The following is a 13,977-nucleotide window of genomic DNA, read 5'->3' as shown; positions in this document are numbered from 1 at the left end:
CCCGCGCAGCTCCTCGTACACCCGCGGCCCGAGGAACCCCAGCCGGGCGCCCGGTTCGGCGAACACCAGCTGCCCGAGCGTGCCCCAGGAGGCGAACACCCCGCCCATGGTCGGATTGCGCAGGTAGGTGAGGTACGGCAGCCCGGCGGCCCGGTGCGCCTGCACGGCGGCGGTGATCCGCAGCATGCAGAGGAACGCCGCCGAGCCCTCCTGCATCCGGGTGCCGCCGGAGACCGGCAGCGCCACCAGCGGCAGCCCCTCGGCGGTGGCCCGCTCCACGGCGCGGGTGATCCGCTCGGCGGTGGCGACGCCGATCGACCCGCCGAGGAAGCCGAACTCCGAGGCGACCAGGGCGACCGGGCGTCCGGCCAGCAGCCCGGTCCCGGTGGTGACCGCCTCGTCCAGGCCGGTCCGCTCGCGGGCGCGTTCCAGGGAGGCGCGGTAGCCCTCGTCGAGGGCGCCGGGGGACGGCGGCCCGTCCCAGCTCCGGAAGGTGCCGGGGTCCACCAGCAGGCCGATGAGCTGACGCGCGGTGAGTGCCGTGCCCGCGCTCACGGGGCCACCGCACGGGCGGTGGGACGGCGGCTCCGGCCCGAGCGGGCCCTCTGGTTCGGTTCCCGGGTATCCACGTGATCAGGCTACGCAGCGGCCCGGCCGCGATCCGGCGTGCCGGTGAAGGTGTGAGCGGGTCGACACCCTCACCGCGAGCGCGTCGTCGACGGGGCGTGCCGCCCGGTTCCGGCGGCGTCCCGCCCGGTCCCGGCAGCGTCCTGCCCGGGCCGGAGCCGCCGCTCCGGTTGCTAGGGTCGGGGCATGGCACCGAGCAGCTCAGAGCCCGCCCCCGGCCGGTTGCGCCGCGACGCGCGGCGCAACCGTGACCTGCTGCTGGCCACCGCCCGCGAGGTCTTCTCCCGGCAGGGCCTGGACGTCCCGCTGGACCAGATCGCCCGCGAGGCCGGCCTGGGCAATGCCACCCTCTACCGGCACTTCCCGACCCGGGAGGCGCTGGTCGCCGAGGTGTTCGCGGACGCCTCCGCGATGCTGGCCGACTTCGCGGCCGAGGCGCTGGCGGCCGAGGACGCCTGGGGTGCCATCGAGCTCTACTTCCGCCGGATCTTCGAGATGGTGGCCGCCGACCGCGGCATCAACGACCTGGTCACCCGGGCCATCCCGGTCATCCCGCAGATGGTGGAGATCAGCCGGCAGAACGCCGTCACGGTGGGCACCCTGGTCGCCCGCGCCCAGGAGCAGGGCACCATGCGCGCCGATGTGGTGACCATGGACCTGCTGTTCATGCTGGGCCCGCTCTGCCGTGCCCTGCCCGCCACCACCGAGCTGCGGCCGGACCTCTGGCGCCGCTACCTCGCGCTGCTGCTGGACGGTTTCCGCGTCCGGGCCACCCACCCGCTGCCGGTGCCGCCGATCGGTGAGGAGCACCTGGACCGGATGTTCGCCGATCTCTGGGAGGCCGACCCGGGCGCCCCCGGCGGCCCCGGAGCCTCCGGGGCCTGAGCCGTCCCCGGCAGCCGAGCCGGCGGGCCGTCATCCGGGCCCGCCGTTCGGCCCTCCCCTCCCGCCCGTCCTCGGGCTCTCCCCTCCCGCCCGTCCTCGGGCCCGCCCCTCCCGCCCGGCGTCCGGCCCGTTCCGGGGCCGTCCCCGGGCGGTCATCCGGACCGCCCCTCCGGTTCGAACAGGGTTTGCGACCTGGTAGTGTTCTTCCTGTCGAGAGGGGGAGCAACCCTCCCGAACACGCGTCAGAGGTGCTACCGGAGCACGTCCTACTTTCAGTAGGGAGAGTCCGTTCGACCCGGGCCTGGCGCTCCACTTTGAGGGCCGGTGCTGTCACAGCACCGGCCCTCGGCCGTTCCCGGAGCGGACCGGCCCGTGTGCCCCGCAGCCGGGGCCCGGGGCACACGCCCCGGGCCCCGGGCGCCCCCGGTCAGGGCTGCTCCACCAGCGCCCCCAGGAGCTCGGCGAACTCGGCCGGGTCGACGATCCGTACGCCCAGCTGCTCGGCCTTGGCCCGCTTGGAGCCGGCCCGCTCGCCGGCCACCAGCAGACCGGTGCGGGCCGAGACACTGGAGGAGGCGCGCCCGCCGGCCCGCTCGATCAGGGCGTTCATCTCATTGCGGCTCAGCGCCTCCAGCGGGCCGCTCATCGCACCGGTGACCACCACGGCGAGCCCGGCCAGCGGCAGCGCGGCGCCGTCCTCATCCGCCGACTCCGAGCTCACCGCGCCCGTCGCCGCGCCGGTCGCCGGGTCAGCCGCGCCGTCAGCCGCGCCGGTCGCCCGGCCGCCCGGGACGACCCCCGGCTCGGTCATGTTGACCCCGGCCGCCGCCAGACGGTCGATCAGGTCGGACAGCTCCACGAGCTCGGCGACCACCTGGGCGGCCTTCTCCACGCCGATGCCCTCCACCGTCTGGAGCGTCTCGGCGTCGGCGGCCCGGATCGCCGCCATCGTGCCGAAGGCGCGGGCGATCCGGCGCGACATCGACCGGCCGGTGCCCCGGACGCCCAGCGCGCAGAACACCCGGGACAGCGGACGCCCCTTGGCCGTCGCGATGGCCGCCAGCAGCTTCTCGGAGCTGGCGTCGCCCATCCGCTCCAGGGTGAGCAGCTGTTCCTTCGTCAGCGCGAAGACGTCGGCGAGGTCGCCGACCAGACCGGCCTCCACCAGTTGCACCACCCGGGTGCCGCCGAGGCCCTCGATGTCCAGCTGGTCCCGCCCGGCGGCGTAGCCGAGGGAGGCGACCAGCCGGCAGGCGCGCCCGCGCTCGCAGCGCCAGCGCTGCTCGGAGGTGTCGATCGCCCCGCCGCACTCCGGGCAGACGGCCGGGAACTCGATCGGCCGCTCCTCGCCGGTCCGCAGCCGCACCACCGGCGCCTCGACGCGGGGGATGATGTCGCCCGCCTTGTGGACCAGGACGTGGTCGCCGATGCGCAGGTCGCGCCGGGTGATGTCGGCGGGGTTGTGCAGGGTCGCGTACGAGACGGTCGAGCCGTCGATCAGCACGGGCTCCAGCACCGCGCGCGGTGCGATCACGCCCGTCCGGCCGACCGACCACTCGACGCCGAGCAGCCGGGTGATCTTCTCGGTGGCGGGCAGCTTGTACGCGACGGCCCAGCGCGGTGCGCGCGAGCCGAGCCCGGCCGAGAGCCGGTCGTCGGCGGCGTCGGCGCGGATCACCACGCCGTCGATGCCGAACGGCAGGTCGGCCCGGAGGGCGGCGATCTCCGCCACCCGCTCCTGGGCCTCGGCCACCGTGGCGGCCGCGACGCCCGGCACGGCGGTGCTCGCGGTGGTGCGCACGCCGAGGCCGGCGACGTACTCCATCAGCGCGGTGTGACCCGCCGCCTCGGCCCGGGCGACCTCCTCGCCGCTGCCCGGCAGGGGCAGCGCGTCGTAGGCGAAGAAGGTCATCTCCACCGGGTAGGCGCGGTCCCGGGCGCGGAGGCTGCCGGCCGCCGCGTTGCGGGCGTTGGCGAACGCGGCCCCGCCGTGCGCGATCCGGGCGGCGACCGCCCGTTCGAACTGGCCGTGGGTCATCAGCACCTCGCCGCGCACCTCCAGGGTGGCGGCGCCGTCGCCGTCCAGCTCGGCGGGCAGGCCGACGATCGAGCCGGTGGCGTGCGAGACGTCCTCGCCGGCCGTGCCGTCGCCCCGGGTGACCAGCCGCTCCAGCCGGCCGTCGCGGTAGCGGGCGGCCACCGCCAGGCCGTCCAGCTTGGGGCTGACGTGCCAGCCTGCGACCGGCCGCGCGATCCGGCGCTCGACCCCGGCCGCCCAGCCCTCCAGCTCCTCGGGGGAGAAGACGTTGGCCAGGCTGAGCATCGGCGCGCTGTGCGGGACGTCGCCGTCCGCCGCGCCGGCGGCGACCTTGCCGGTCGGGCTGCCGGGCAGCACGGAGTCCGGGTGGGTCCGCTCGTACGCCTCGATGCCCCGCAGCAGCGCGTCGTACGCGGCGTCGTCCAGCGGGCTCTCGGTGCCGGCGTAGTAGGCGGCGGCCGCGCCCACGGCCGAGTCCACCGCGCGGGCGTAGGCGTCGTGGTCGGCGAGGACGGCGATGGGTGCGCTCGAAGTCATGCCGTCATCATGGGCCTGACCACTGACAATCGACCCGAACGGCCGTACGGGACGCCCGGACCGCATGCCCGGACCGGTCGGCCGCACCCGGTGGCACCGCCCCGGTCACCCCGGCTGGCGGTCCGAGCCGAGCTCCCGCGAGATCCGCAGGCCCACCTGGGCCACCACCGGTCCGAGCGAGCGGACCCGGGCGGCCGTCATCCGGGAGGTGAGGCCGGAGACGGAGAGCGCGGCGGTCACCTCCCCGGTGTGGTCGAAGATCGGCGCGGCCACGCAGCGCACCTCGGGCTCGTTCTCGCGGTCGTCGATGGAGTAGCCGCGGGCCCGGATCCGGGCGAGGTCGGCGCGCAGGTGGGCCTCGTCCGAGATGGTCCAGGCGGTGACCGGGCGCAGCCCCGCGGCGACCACCTCGGCGACGCTCTCCTCGGGCAGCCAGGCGAGGATCGCCTTGCCCGTGGCGGTGCAGTAGGCGGGTGCGCGGCTGCCGACCCGGGAGGCCATCCGGACGTTGGTCTCGTCCTCCACCTTGTCCAGGTAGACGATGCCGTTGCCCTGCCAGACGGTCAGGTGGACGGTCTCGCCGGCCTCGCGCTGGAGCCGGCGCAGGTGTTCGGCGGCGACGCTGCGCAGGTCGAGGGTGGAGAGGTAGGCCTGGCCGAGTCTCAGCGAGCCGTGGCCGAGCCGGAACCAGCCGGTCTCGCGGTCCCGGTCGAGCAGGTGCTCGTCGAGGAGCGGACCGGCCAGCCGGAGCACGGTGCTCTTGTTGAGCCCGAGCGCGTCGGAGAGCTGGTTGAGCGGGACGCCGCGGCCGCCGTTGCCGTGGTCGCGCACGTAGCCGAGGACGGCGAGGGCGCGGCGCAGCGAGGACGACTGGTTGCGCTCGCCCGGGGCCGCCTTCCGGCCGGTGGCGGCTTCCTTCTCCGTCATCCGCGGGCCTCCGTCATCGGTGCGTTCCCCTCTCGTTCCGCCGCCCGGAGCGCGGCGCGGTCATCGGACCGTACCCCTCCCGGGGACGGCATGAACGATTCTTCGGCACAGTGTTGTGCAGTGCAAAACTTCCCGAACGGCCTCTTGTTGGCCGCGCGCGGCCACGCCTAACGTCCTGGCATCGAGCAGGCCCCGCCTCCCACCCGGCGGACGACGACCTGCCGGACCCCCACATCACGCGTTCCCACGCACCCACCATCGGCCCCGGTCAGGGCCTGCCCCGACGTGCCCGTCCCCAGCGGCGCACGTCCCGGCGGCGACTGTCCGGAGGGGAGGTCTCCACCCATGCGACGCATCAGACGGGCCGCCGCGGCCACCGTTCTCACCGCCACCTGCCTCGCGGCCGCCGCCTGCTCGCCCGGCACCGCGCTCCCGTCCGGCGACAAGGCCGGCGACGAGAAGACCGGCACGCTCCAGGTGTGGCTGTACAACGAGGCCGGCAACGCCCCCAAGCAGGCGGTGGTCGACAAGGCCGTCGCCGAGTTCCAGGCCTCCCACCAGGGCGTGACCGTCAAGGTCACGTACATCGACACCGACGCCGCCGCCCGCGCCGCCAAGCTGAAGGGCGCGTTCAACGACCCGAACAGCGCCCCGGACCTGGTCGAGTTCGGCAACACCGACCTGCCCGGCTACGTCGCCGCCGGGGGCCTCGCCGAGATCGGCGCCGACCTGGACAAGTGGAAGGACAAGGCCGACCTCGACCCCGCGATCGCCAGGACCGCCGTCCTGGACGGCAAGACCTACGGCCTGCCCTGGTGGGTCGGCGTGCGCGCCCTCTACTACCGCACCGACCTGTTCACCGAGGCCGGCCTGGCCGCCCCGACCTCGTACGACGAGCTGGTCGCCGCCACCGGGAAGATCCACGCGGCGCACCCCGACACCTTCGGCATCGCGGTCGGCGGCAAGTACACCTTCGGCGCGCTGCCGTTCGTCTGGGACGCCGGTGGTGACATCGCGGCCAAGAACGGTGCCACGTACAAGGCCGCGATCAGCTCGGCCGAGTCGCAGGCCGGCGTCAAGCGTTACACCGACCTGTTCGGCGCGGACGGCTGCCCGGCGCAGCAGTGCGCCGACCTGACCGGTGGCAAGACCGTCGACCTGTTCGCGGCCGGCAAGGCGGCGATGGCGATCCTGCCCAACTCCAGCCGCGGCAAGGTCGACGCGGGCGCGGCCAAGGGCAAGTACGCGGTCGTGCCGCTGCCCGGCGCCAAGGCCGGCAGCATCGCCCCGGCGTTCGGCGGCGGCAACAACCTCGGTGTGATGAAGGCCGCCAAGCACCGCACCCTGGCGGTGGAGTTCGCCGAACTGCTGGCGGGCCCGGCCTACCAGGAGCAGATGTACGACGCGATGGGCAACCTGCCGACCCTGAAGTCGGTCAACGCCAAGGTCGCGGCCAAGGACGCCTTCCTCAAGCCGTTCACCGACACCATCGCGGCCGGCACCCGCTTCGTCCCGCTCGACCAGGCATGGGCCCAGATCGACGCGCAGTCCGTCATCCCGACCATGCTCCAGCAGGTCGTGACCGGCAAGGCGGACGTGGCGAAGGCCGCCTCGGACGCCGCCACCCAGATCGACTCGGCCTTCGCGGCCCGCTGACACCCGCCCGCTGACCGGCCCGCCCGACCCCAGGCCCCCAGAGAGCAGGTCCCGTACGTGTCCGCAACCACCACGACCGCCCCGGCGCCGCCGACTTCCCCGAGCGGGCGTCGCCGGGGTACCGGCCCGGCCGCGCCCCCGCGCGGCCGGCGCCGGCCCCCCTTCCTGCTGCTCCTGCCGGCCGCGGTCATCCTGATCCCGCTGGTGGCCTACCCGATCTACCAGCTCGGTCTGCTGTCGGTGCTGGAGTTCGGGCAGGCCCAGGCGTCCGGCGGGGTGCCGACCCGCTTCGTCGGATTCGACAACTACGACGCCGTCCTGAGTGACCGTCAGTTCTGGTCGGTGCTCAGCCAGACGATCGGCTTCGCCGCCTTCTGCGTGCTGGCCACCCTCGCGGTGGGTGCCACCCTGGCGGTGCTGCTGACCCGGGTCGGCCGGGTGGCCCGGCTGGTGCTGACCACCGCGGCGATGGCCGCCTGGGCGGCGCCGGCGATGACCGGCTCGACGGTGTGGAGCTTCCTGTTCGACACCAACCTCGGCCTGGTCAACGACACCCTGGTCCGGCTGGGGCTGAGCGGCTTCCACGAGTACAACTGGTTCTACGACAAGTGGACCGCGTTCCTGATCGTCGGCGCGGTGGTGGTCTGGCACTCCTTCCCCTTCGTGATGGTCACCCTCTACGCGGGCATCAAGGCCATCCCCGAGGAGATCCTGGAGGCCGCCGCCCTCGACGGCGCCGGCACCTGGACCACCTTCCGCCGGATCACCGCGCCGATGCTGCGGCCCATCCTGACCATCGTGGTGATCCAGTCGGTGATCTGGGACTTCAAGGTCTTCACCCAGATCTACGTGATGACCGAGGGCGGTGGCATCGCCGGCCAGAACCTGGTCCTCAACGTCTACGCCTACCAGAAGGCGTTCGCCTCCTCCCAGTACGGGCTCGGCGCGGCCCTCGGCGTGATCATGCTGCTGATCCTGGTGATCCCGACGGTCCTCTACATCCGCTCCCTGCGACGGACGGGAAACGAACTGTGAACACCCGCAGCCGCCGGCGGTTCACCGCCAACACCATCGCGCTCGTGGTCGGCGCGATCACCGCCTTCCCGATCTTCTGGATGGTGCTGTCGGCCTTCAAGCCCAAGGGCGAGGTGCAGTCGCTGAACCCCCGGCCGTGGACGGCGCACCCGACCCTGGACAGCTTCCGCCAGGTGCTGAGCGTGGACGGGTTCGGGCGGTACTTCCTGAACAGCCTGTTCATCGCCCTGTCGGTGGTGGCGCTCTCCGCGATCGTGGTCTTCCTCGCGGCGGTCGCCGTGACCAGGTTCCGCTTCCGGTTCCGCACCACCGTCATGGTGATGTTCCTGATCGCCCAGATGATCCCGGTCGAGGCGCTGACCATCCCGCTGTTCTTCATGTTCCGCGACGCCGGCCGCATCGCCCCGGGGATCGGCCTGAACACCCTGGCCTCGCTGATCCTGGTGCAGTTGGCGTTCTCGCTGCCCTTCGGCATCTGGATGATGCGCGGCTTCGTCGCCGCCGTCCCGGTCTCCATCGAGGAGGCCGCCCAGATCGACGGCGCGAGCCGCACCCGCATCCTGTGGACGATCCTGCTCCCGCTGGTCGCCCCCGGACTCGCCGCGACCAGCGTGTTCTCCTTCATCGCGGCCTGGAACGACTTCGTCTTCGCCAAGACCTTCATCATCAGCGCCACCGAGAACCAGACCCTGCCCTCCGCCCTGCTGGTCTTCTTCAAGCCGGACGAGAACGACTGGGGCGGCATCATGGCGGCCTCGACCCTGATGACCGTGCCGGTGCTGATCTTCTTCATCGCCGTCCAGCGCCGGCTGGTCTCCGGCCTGGCCGGCGCGGTCAAGGACTGAGGACCCGACCGAGGGGGGCCGCCCTTACGGATCCGGCCGAGGACCGGCCGTACGGCCCCGCCCGCGGCGCCGCGGAAACCCGCTCGCGCGCACCGGATCGCCCGGCTACCGTCCACGATCATGGACGGAACCACCGGCGCGACCCCCGAAGGCCCCGCGGACCGCGCCCGCGCCGCGCGCCAACTCGACCTGATCGCCGGGACGGTGGACCTCGCCCACCGTCTCGGCGTCCCGGTCTGGCTGCGCGGCGGCTGGGCGATGGACTTCCTGCTCGGCACCCTCACCCGCGACCACGAGGACATCGACTGGTTCACCCCGGCCGCCACCGCCCCCGTGCTCGCCGAGGGACTGCTCGCGCTCGGCCACCGGGCCCTGCCCGGCCCGCCGCCGGACCAGCAACTCGACTTCCTCAAGGACGGGTTGGAGAGCGGCTTCGCCCTGGTCGACCGGGACACGGCCGGCCGCGCCCTGGTCGCCGGCGGCCCCTTCGCCGGGGTCGCCTGGCCGGACGGCATGCTGGACGGCCCGCCCGGGCGTCTCGGCGCGATCGAGTGCCCGATCGTCGGCGCGCAGGCGCAGATCGAGATCAAGCGGATGATGCCGGTCTGGGACCCGCGCCGCCCGCGCCGTCCCAAGGACGCCGAGGACATCGCCCGACTGGAGGCCTTCCTGCGGGGCCGCTGAGGTCCGCCGGCACCTCGGCCCCCGCGGAGCACCGATCAGCCCGGCACCCCGATCAGCCCGAACGGCGCGCCCCCGTCGTCCCGGACCACCGCCAGCGTCCCGAACGGCGTCGGCCGCGGGGCCGCCAGCAGCTCGCCGTCCAGCCCCAGCAGCCGCTCCACCGCCCGCTCCGCGTCGGCGGCCCCGAAGGTCGTCGCCCAGTACGCCGCCGGCCCGGTCCCGTGCGGACCGGACCCGTAGGGATCGGGCCCGTACGCCGTCTCGGGCCCGGTCGGGTACGCCCGCGACCCGTACGCCTCGCCGCCCTCCGCCTCCGGCCGTCCGCCGATCGCGCCCGCCGGCTGCCCGTCCACCCGGATCAGGGTGTAGTCCTCCGGCGCCGACGGCACCGGGGCGTAGGTGTAGCCGAAGACCCGCCGGTAGAACTCCCGGGCCGCCGGGGGGTCGTCCGAGCGGTGCTCGTTCCAGGTCAGCGTGCCGGGCTCGTTCACCAGGGCGGCACCCGGGTTGGGTCCGCCCTCCCGGATGCCGAAGGCCGCGCCCAGCGGGTCCACCGCCCCGGCGGCGCGCCCCAGGTCCGGCGTCTCGACGGGCTCCGCCGCCAGCCGCCCCCCGGCCTCCCGGACCAGCGCGCCCACCCGGTCGGCGTCGTGGACGGCCAGGTGCGTGCGCCACGCGCCGCCGCCCGGGTCGCCCGGCAGCCACGGGCCGATCGCCGCGACCGCCGCGCCGCGCAGCGTCGCCACCGCGTAGTCGGCGCCGAGCTCCACGAACTCCCAGCCGAACAGCGCCCGGTAGAACCGCCGGGCCCGCGCCGGGTCCGCCACCGCCAGGTCGACCCAGCACGGCACCCCTTCGTGAAACCTGCCCGCCTTCGGCAACTCGCCATCCTCCCAGCTGTGTTCACAGTGACGGCAGCAGGTGCTCCGGCCGCACCGGCAGCTCCCGCACCCGTACGCCGGTGGCCCGGTGGACGGCGTTCGCCACGGCGGCGGCCGTCCCGACGATCCCGATCTCGCCGATCCCCTTGACCCCCAGCGGATTGACCCGCTCGTCCCGCTCCTCGATCCAGTACGCCTCGACCGAGGGCGCGTCGGCGGCGGTCGCCACGTGGTACGAGGCCAGGTCGCGCTCCGCGTGGTCGCCGAACTCCGGGTCCATCGTGCTGTGTTCGAGCAGGGCCATGGAGACGCCCATGATCATCCCGCCGGTGAGCTGGGAGCGCGCGGTGCGCTCGTTGAGGATCCGCCCGGCCGCGAACACGCCCAGCAGACGCCGCAGCCGGATCTCCCCGGTGTCCGCGTCCACCGCCACCTCGGCGAACTGCGCGCCGAAGGCGTGCCGGGCGAACGCCCGTCCGGCCGCCCGGACCTCCTCCGCGGTGTCCGCCTCGAAACTCGCCCCCTCCACCGGCAACCTGCCACCGTAGGAGTCGAGTTCGCGCCGCAGCCCGCGGCAGGCCCGGAACACCGCCCACCCCCAGGAGGCGGTGCCGGCCGAACCGCCGGCCAGCGGTGCCCGCGGCAGATCGCTGCGCCCGATCTCCACCCGGACCCGCTCCACCGGTACGCCCAGGGTCTCCGCGGCCAGCCCCGCCAGCACCGTACGGGCGCCGGTCCCCAGGTCGGTGGCGTTGGTGCGCAGCAGGAAGGTGCCGTCCGGGAACGCCGTCGCCTCGGCGGTGGACGGCGCGGCGTAGGCCGGGTAGGTGGAGGCCGCGACGCCGGCGCCGAGCAGCCACCGCCCGTCCCGGCGCGGCTCCCGCGCGGCCTCCCAGCCGAACCGCCGGGCCCCCTCGCGCAGGCACTCCACCAGGTGCCGGCTGCTGAACGGGCGGCCGGTGTCCGGCTCCACGGCCGGCTCGTTGCGCACCCTCAGCTCGACCGGGTCCAGCCCGCAGGCCAGCGCCAGCTCGTCCATCGCGCACTCCAGCGCGAACATGCCCGGGGCCTCGCCGGGCGCCCGCATCCACGAGGGCGTCGGCACGTCCTGGCGGACCACCCGGTGCGTGGTGCGGCTGTGCGGCGCCGCGTACATCACCCGGGCCGGCACCGCCGCCTGCTCCACGAACTCCGCCACGGTGGAGGAGCGGGTGATCACCTCGTGCGCCAGCGCGTCCAGCCGCCCGTCCGCCGAGGCGCCGAGGCGCACCCGGTGCAGGGTCGGCGCCCGGTGGCCGACCACGGCGGCCAGCTGCGCCCGGGGGAGGGCGAGCCGGACCGGCCGGCCGACCACCCGGGAGGCCATCGCGGCCAGCACCGCGGGCGCCCGGGTGGTGCCCTTGCTGCCGAAGCCGCCGCCGACGTGCTCGCTGATCACCAGCACGTCCTCCGGATCGAGCCCGAACAGTGCGGCGAGCGTCTGCTGCACGGTCTCGGTGCCCTGGCTGGAGTCGTGCACGGTCAGCCGTCCGTCGGTCCACCAGGCGGTCGCCGCGTGCGGCTCCATCGGGTGGTTGTGCAGCGGGCCGGTCCGGTAGGACGCGTCGATCCGCACCCCGGCCGCCCGGAAGGCGCTGTCGAAGTCGCCGCGCTCGCGCACCGCCGGATAGCCGCCGTTGGCCTTCTCCGGGGTGTAGATGCCGGGGTGGTCCGCGGTGAGGACGACGTCGTGCGGCTCGGCCGCGTACGAGATCTCGACCGCCTCCGCCGCCGCCCGGGCGTCCTCCGGCGTCCCGGCGACCACCAGCGCCACGTACTGGCCGCGGTGCGCGACCCGCGGCGACTGCAGCAGGGCCAGCGTCGGATCGCCGTCCTCGGGCAGGGCGAGCGCCGGCGCGTTGTGGTGGGTGAGCACCGCGAGCACCGCCGGGTCGGCCAGCGCCCGTTCGGTGCGGACGGCGGTCAGGTCGCCGCGCGCCACGGCCGCCGGGACGGGCCAGGCGTGCACCAGCCCGTCCGGGTGGTGGTCGGCGGCGTACCGCGCGGCGCCGGTCACCTTGGCCCAGCCCTCCAGCCGTACGGGGTTCACCGGGCCCCCTCCGCGGTCAGCGAGGCCAGCACCCGGACGGCCAGCCGGCGCGCCAGCGGCACCTTGAACGCGTTGTCGCGCAGCGGCCGCGCGGACGCCAGCTCGGCGTCCATCGCCCTGCCGTACGCCTCCTCGTCGGCCGGGCCGCCGAGCAGCGCGGCCTCGGCGGTCCGCGCCCGCCAGGGCCGGGGCGCCAGCCCGCCGAGGGCCAGCCGGACGGCCGCCACCCGGCCGTCCTCGACGGCGAGCAGGGCGGCCACCGAGGCGGTGGCGAAGGCGAAGGAGGCCCGGTCGCGGACCTTGCGGTAGGTCGCGCGGACCCCGGGAAGGGGCGGCGGCAGCTCCACGGCGGTGATCAGTTCGGCGGGCGCCAGCTCGGTCTCCCGCTCCGGCGTGTCGCCGGGCAGTCGGTGGAAGCCCTCCAGCGGCAGCGTGCGCTCGCCACCCGGCCCGGTCAGGTGCAGCACGGCGTCCAGCGCCACCAGCGCCACCGCCAGGTCGGAGGGGTGGCTCGCCACGCAGTGCTCCGAGGTGCCGAGGACGGCGAGGTCGCGGTGGACGCCTTCGCGGGCCGGGCAGCCGGAGCCCGGGCGGCGCTTGTTGCAGGGCTTGGTGACGTCCTGGAAGTACAGGCAGCGGGTGCGCTGCAGCAGGTTGCCGGCCGTGGTGGCGACGTTGCGCAGCTGGCCGGAGGCGCCCGCCAGGACGGCCTCGGCGACCACCGGGTGGCCGGCCCGGACCAGCGGGTCGGCGGCCAGGTCGCTGTTCCGGACCGTCGCCCCGATCCGCAGGCCGCCGTCCGCGGTCCGTTCGATCCGGTCCAGCGGCAGCCGGGTGAGGTCGACCAGCAGGGCGGGCCGTTCGACGCCGAGCTTCATCAGGTCGACCAGGTTGCTGCCGCCGGCCAGGGCCCGGGCCCGCGGCCGGGCCTCCAGCAGGGCGACCGCGGTGGCCAGGTCGCCCGGGCGGGTGTAGCCGAGCGGCCTCATCCGACGGGCCCGGTGGTTCCGGTGGTGCCGGCTGTTCCGGTGGTGCCCACGGCTCCGGCCGTGCGGCGGACGGCCTCGACGATGCCGTCGTACGCGCCGCAGCGGCAGAGGTTGCCGCTCATCCCCTCGCGGACCGCGGCCTCGCCCGGGTCGTGCCCGCTCAGGCCCTGCTCGCTCAGGCCCTGCCCGCCCGGGTCGTGCCCGCTCCGGCCGTACTCGGTGAGCAGCCCGACCGCCGAGCAGAGCTGGCCGGAGGTGCAGAAGCCGCACTGGAAGGCGTCCAGCTCGGCGAAGGCCCGCTGGAGCGGGTGCGGCTCGCCGTCCGGCCCGGCCAGCCCTTCGACGGTGGTCACCTCCGCGCCGTCCTGGGCGACGGCGAGCAACAGGCAGGAGTTCACCCGGCGGCCGTCGAGCAGGACCGTGCAGGCGCCGCACTGGCCGTGGTCGCAGCCCTTCTTGGCGCCGGTCAGCGCGAAGTGCTCGCGCAGCAGGTCCAGCAGGGTGCGGCGGTGGTCGACGGTGCGGGTGTGCGGGTGGCCGTTGACGGTCAGCGCGATGGGGCTGCTGACCGGCAGGGCGTCGACGGTGTCGGTGGCGTCCATGCGGCCACGCATTCCACGGCGCCCCGGCCGGGACACCCGATGGCGGGGCGGACCACCGGTTCGGGCCCGGTGCGCGGCCTTCCCTGCGCCGCGCCGGGCCGCGCCGCGCCGCGCCGCGCCGGCGCCGTCCGCGGCGTTGAACAGGAGGGCTGGAGGTGGAAGGCGGCGCGCAGGGGCCGGCG

The 13,977-nt window shown here is 75.0% G+C and carries 11 protein-coding genes and 1 pseudogene; 5 read left to right on the top strand and 7 right to left on the bottom strand.

All coding sequences use genetic code 11. The features are described from left to right. Positions 1–57: 57 nt before the first annotated feature. Positions 58–507, bottom strand: a pseudogene (locus tag ACWEQL_RS04475) (carboxyl transferase domain-containing protein); the annotation flags it as partial. A gap of 306 nt (positions 508–813) precedes the next feature. On the opposite strand from ACWEQL_RS04475, the gene ACWEQL_RS04470 reads away from it, so the two are divergent. Next, entirely contained in the window at positions 814–1,512 is a 699-nt protein-coding gene (locus ACWEQL_RS04470; RefSeq protein WP_452148658.1) for a TetR/AcrR family transcriptional regulator, read from the top strand. Positions 1,513–1,939: 427 nt separating this feature from the next. On the opposite strand, the gene ligA is transcribed toward ACWEQL_RS04470, so the two are convergent. Together ligA and ACWEQL_RS04460 are read right to left on the bottom strand one after the other, a co-directional pair. Next, positions 1,940–4,087 carry an NAD-dependent DNA ligase LigA gene (gene ligA, locus ACWEQL_RS04465; RefSeq protein ID WP_452148657.1) on the bottom strand — a complete coding sequence of 716 codons (2,148 nt, stop codon included), beginning with the start codon at positions 4,085–4,087 and terminating at the stop codon, positions 1,940–1,942. Between the two features lie 105 nt (positions 4,088–4,192). Then, positions 4,193–5,014: an IclR family transcriptional regulator gene (locus ACWEQL_RS04460; RefSeq protein ID WP_452148656.1), complete on the bottom strand. Its 822-nt coding sequence runs from the start codon at positions 5,012–5,014 to the stop codon at positions 4,193–4,195. A gap of 345 nt (positions 5,015–5,359) precedes the next feature. Between ACWEQL_RS04460 and ACWEQL_RS04455 the strand changes: the two genes are divergently transcribed. From ACWEQL_RS04455 to ACWEQL_RS04440, 4 genes are all read left to right on the top strand, one after another. Further along, the gene (locus ACWEQL_RS04455; RefSeq protein ID WP_452148655.1) at positions 5,360–6,670 is read left to right on the top strand and encodes an extracellular solute-binding protein; all 1,311 of its coding nucleotides are present in this window, start codon (positions 5,360–5,362) and stop codon (positions 6,668–6,670) included. 57 nt (positions 6,671–6,727) lie between these two features. Continuing rightward, positions 6,728–7,705: a carbohydrate ABC transporter permease gene (locus ACWEQL_RS04450; RefSeq protein WP_452148654.1), complete on the top strand. Its 978-nt coding sequence runs from the start codon at positions 6,728–6,730 to the stop codon at positions 7,703–7,705. Further along, complete coding sequence (locus ACWEQL_RS04445) at positions 7,702–8,550, top strand: carbohydrate ABC transporter permease (protein WP_452148653.1); 849 nt, start codon at positions 7,702–7,704, stop codon at positions 8,548–8,550. The genes ACWEQL_RS04450 and ACWEQL_RS04445 overlap by 4 nt, the downstream gene beginning before the upstream one ends. Before the next feature lie 120 nt (positions 8,551–8,670). Next, positions 8,671–9,234: a nucleotidyltransferase domain-containing protein gene (locus ACWEQL_RS04440; protein ID WP_452148652.1), complete on the top strand. Its 564-nt coding sequence runs from the start codon at positions 8,671–8,673 to the stop codon at positions 9,232–9,234. Positions 9,235–9,269: 35 nt separating this feature from the next. Here the strand turns inward: ACWEQL_RS04440 and ACWEQL_RS04435 are convergent, their stop codons facing one another. Genes ACWEQL_RS04435 through ACWEQL_RS04420 form a run of 4 tightly spaced genes read right to left on the bottom strand, consistent with a single transcriptional unit; the run spans position 9,270 to position 13,795 of the window. After that, positions 9,270–10,085, bottom strand: a complete 816-nt coding sequence (locus ACWEQL_RS04435; protein WP_452148651.1) for a VOC family protein — start codon at positions 10,083–10,085, stop codon at positions 9,270–9,272. 52 nt (positions 10,086–10,137) lie between these two features. Next, the gene (locus tag ACWEQL_RS04430) at positions 10,138–12,204 is read right to left on the bottom strand and encodes a xanthine dehydrogenase family protein molybdopterin-binding subunit (protein WP_452148650.1); all 2,067 of its coding nucleotides are present in this window, start codon (positions 12,202–12,204) and stop codon (positions 10,138–10,140) included. Next, positions 12,201–13,193 carry an FAD binding domain-containing protein gene (locus ACWEQL_RS04425; protein WP_452148649.1) on the bottom strand — a complete coding sequence of 331 codons (993 nt, stop codon included), beginning with the start codon at positions 13,191–13,193 and terminating at the stop codon, positions 12,201–12,203. Before ACWEQL_RS04425 ends, ACWEQL_RS04430 begins: the two co-directional genes overlap by 4 nt. Next, complete coding sequence (locus tag ACWEQL_RS04420) at positions 13,190–13,795, bottom strand: (2Fe-2S)-binding protein (protein ID WP_452148648.1); 606 nt, start codon at positions 13,793–13,795, stop codon at positions 13,190–13,192. Before ACWEQL_RS04420 ends, ACWEQL_RS04425 begins: the two co-directional genes overlap by 4 nt. Between the last annotated feature and the right edge of the window lie 182 nt (positions 13,796–13,977).

Source organism: Kitasatospora sp. NPDC004240 (genome assembly GCF_053603215.1).
This window is presented reverse-complemented; position numbering and strand designations above follow the sequence as displayed.

Bases quoted from the DNA above. Each gene is read 5' to 3' on its own strand.
- ACWEQL_RS04470 (WP_452148658.1), top strand. From the start codon at position 814: ATGGCACCGAGCAGCTCAGAGCCCGCCCCCGGCCGGTTGCGCCGCGAC.
- ligA (WP_452148657.1), bottom strand. From the start codon at position 4,087: ATGACTTCGAGCGCACCCATCGCCGTCCTCGCCGACCACGACGCCTAC.
- ACWEQL_RS04460 (WP_452148656.1), bottom strand. From the start codon at position 5,014: ATGACGGAGAAGGAAGCCGCCACCGGCCGGAAGGCGGCCCCGGGCGAG.
- ACWEQL_RS04455 (WP_452148655.1), top strand. From the start codon at position 5,360: ATGCGACGCATCAGACGGGCCGCCGCGGCCACCGTTCTCACCGCCACC.
- ACWEQL_RS04440 (WP_452148652.1), top strand. From the start codon at position 8,671: ATGGACGGAACCACCGGCGCGACCCCCGAAGGCCCCGCGGACCGCGCC.
- ACWEQL_RS04425 (WP_452148649.1), bottom strand. From the start codon at position 13,193: ATGAGGCCGCTCGGCTACACCCGCCCGGGCGACCTGGCCACCGCGGTC.
- ACWEQL_RS04420 (WP_452148648.1), bottom strand. From the start codon at position 13,795: ATGGACGCCACCGACACCGTCGACGCCCTGCCGGTCAGCAGCCCCATC.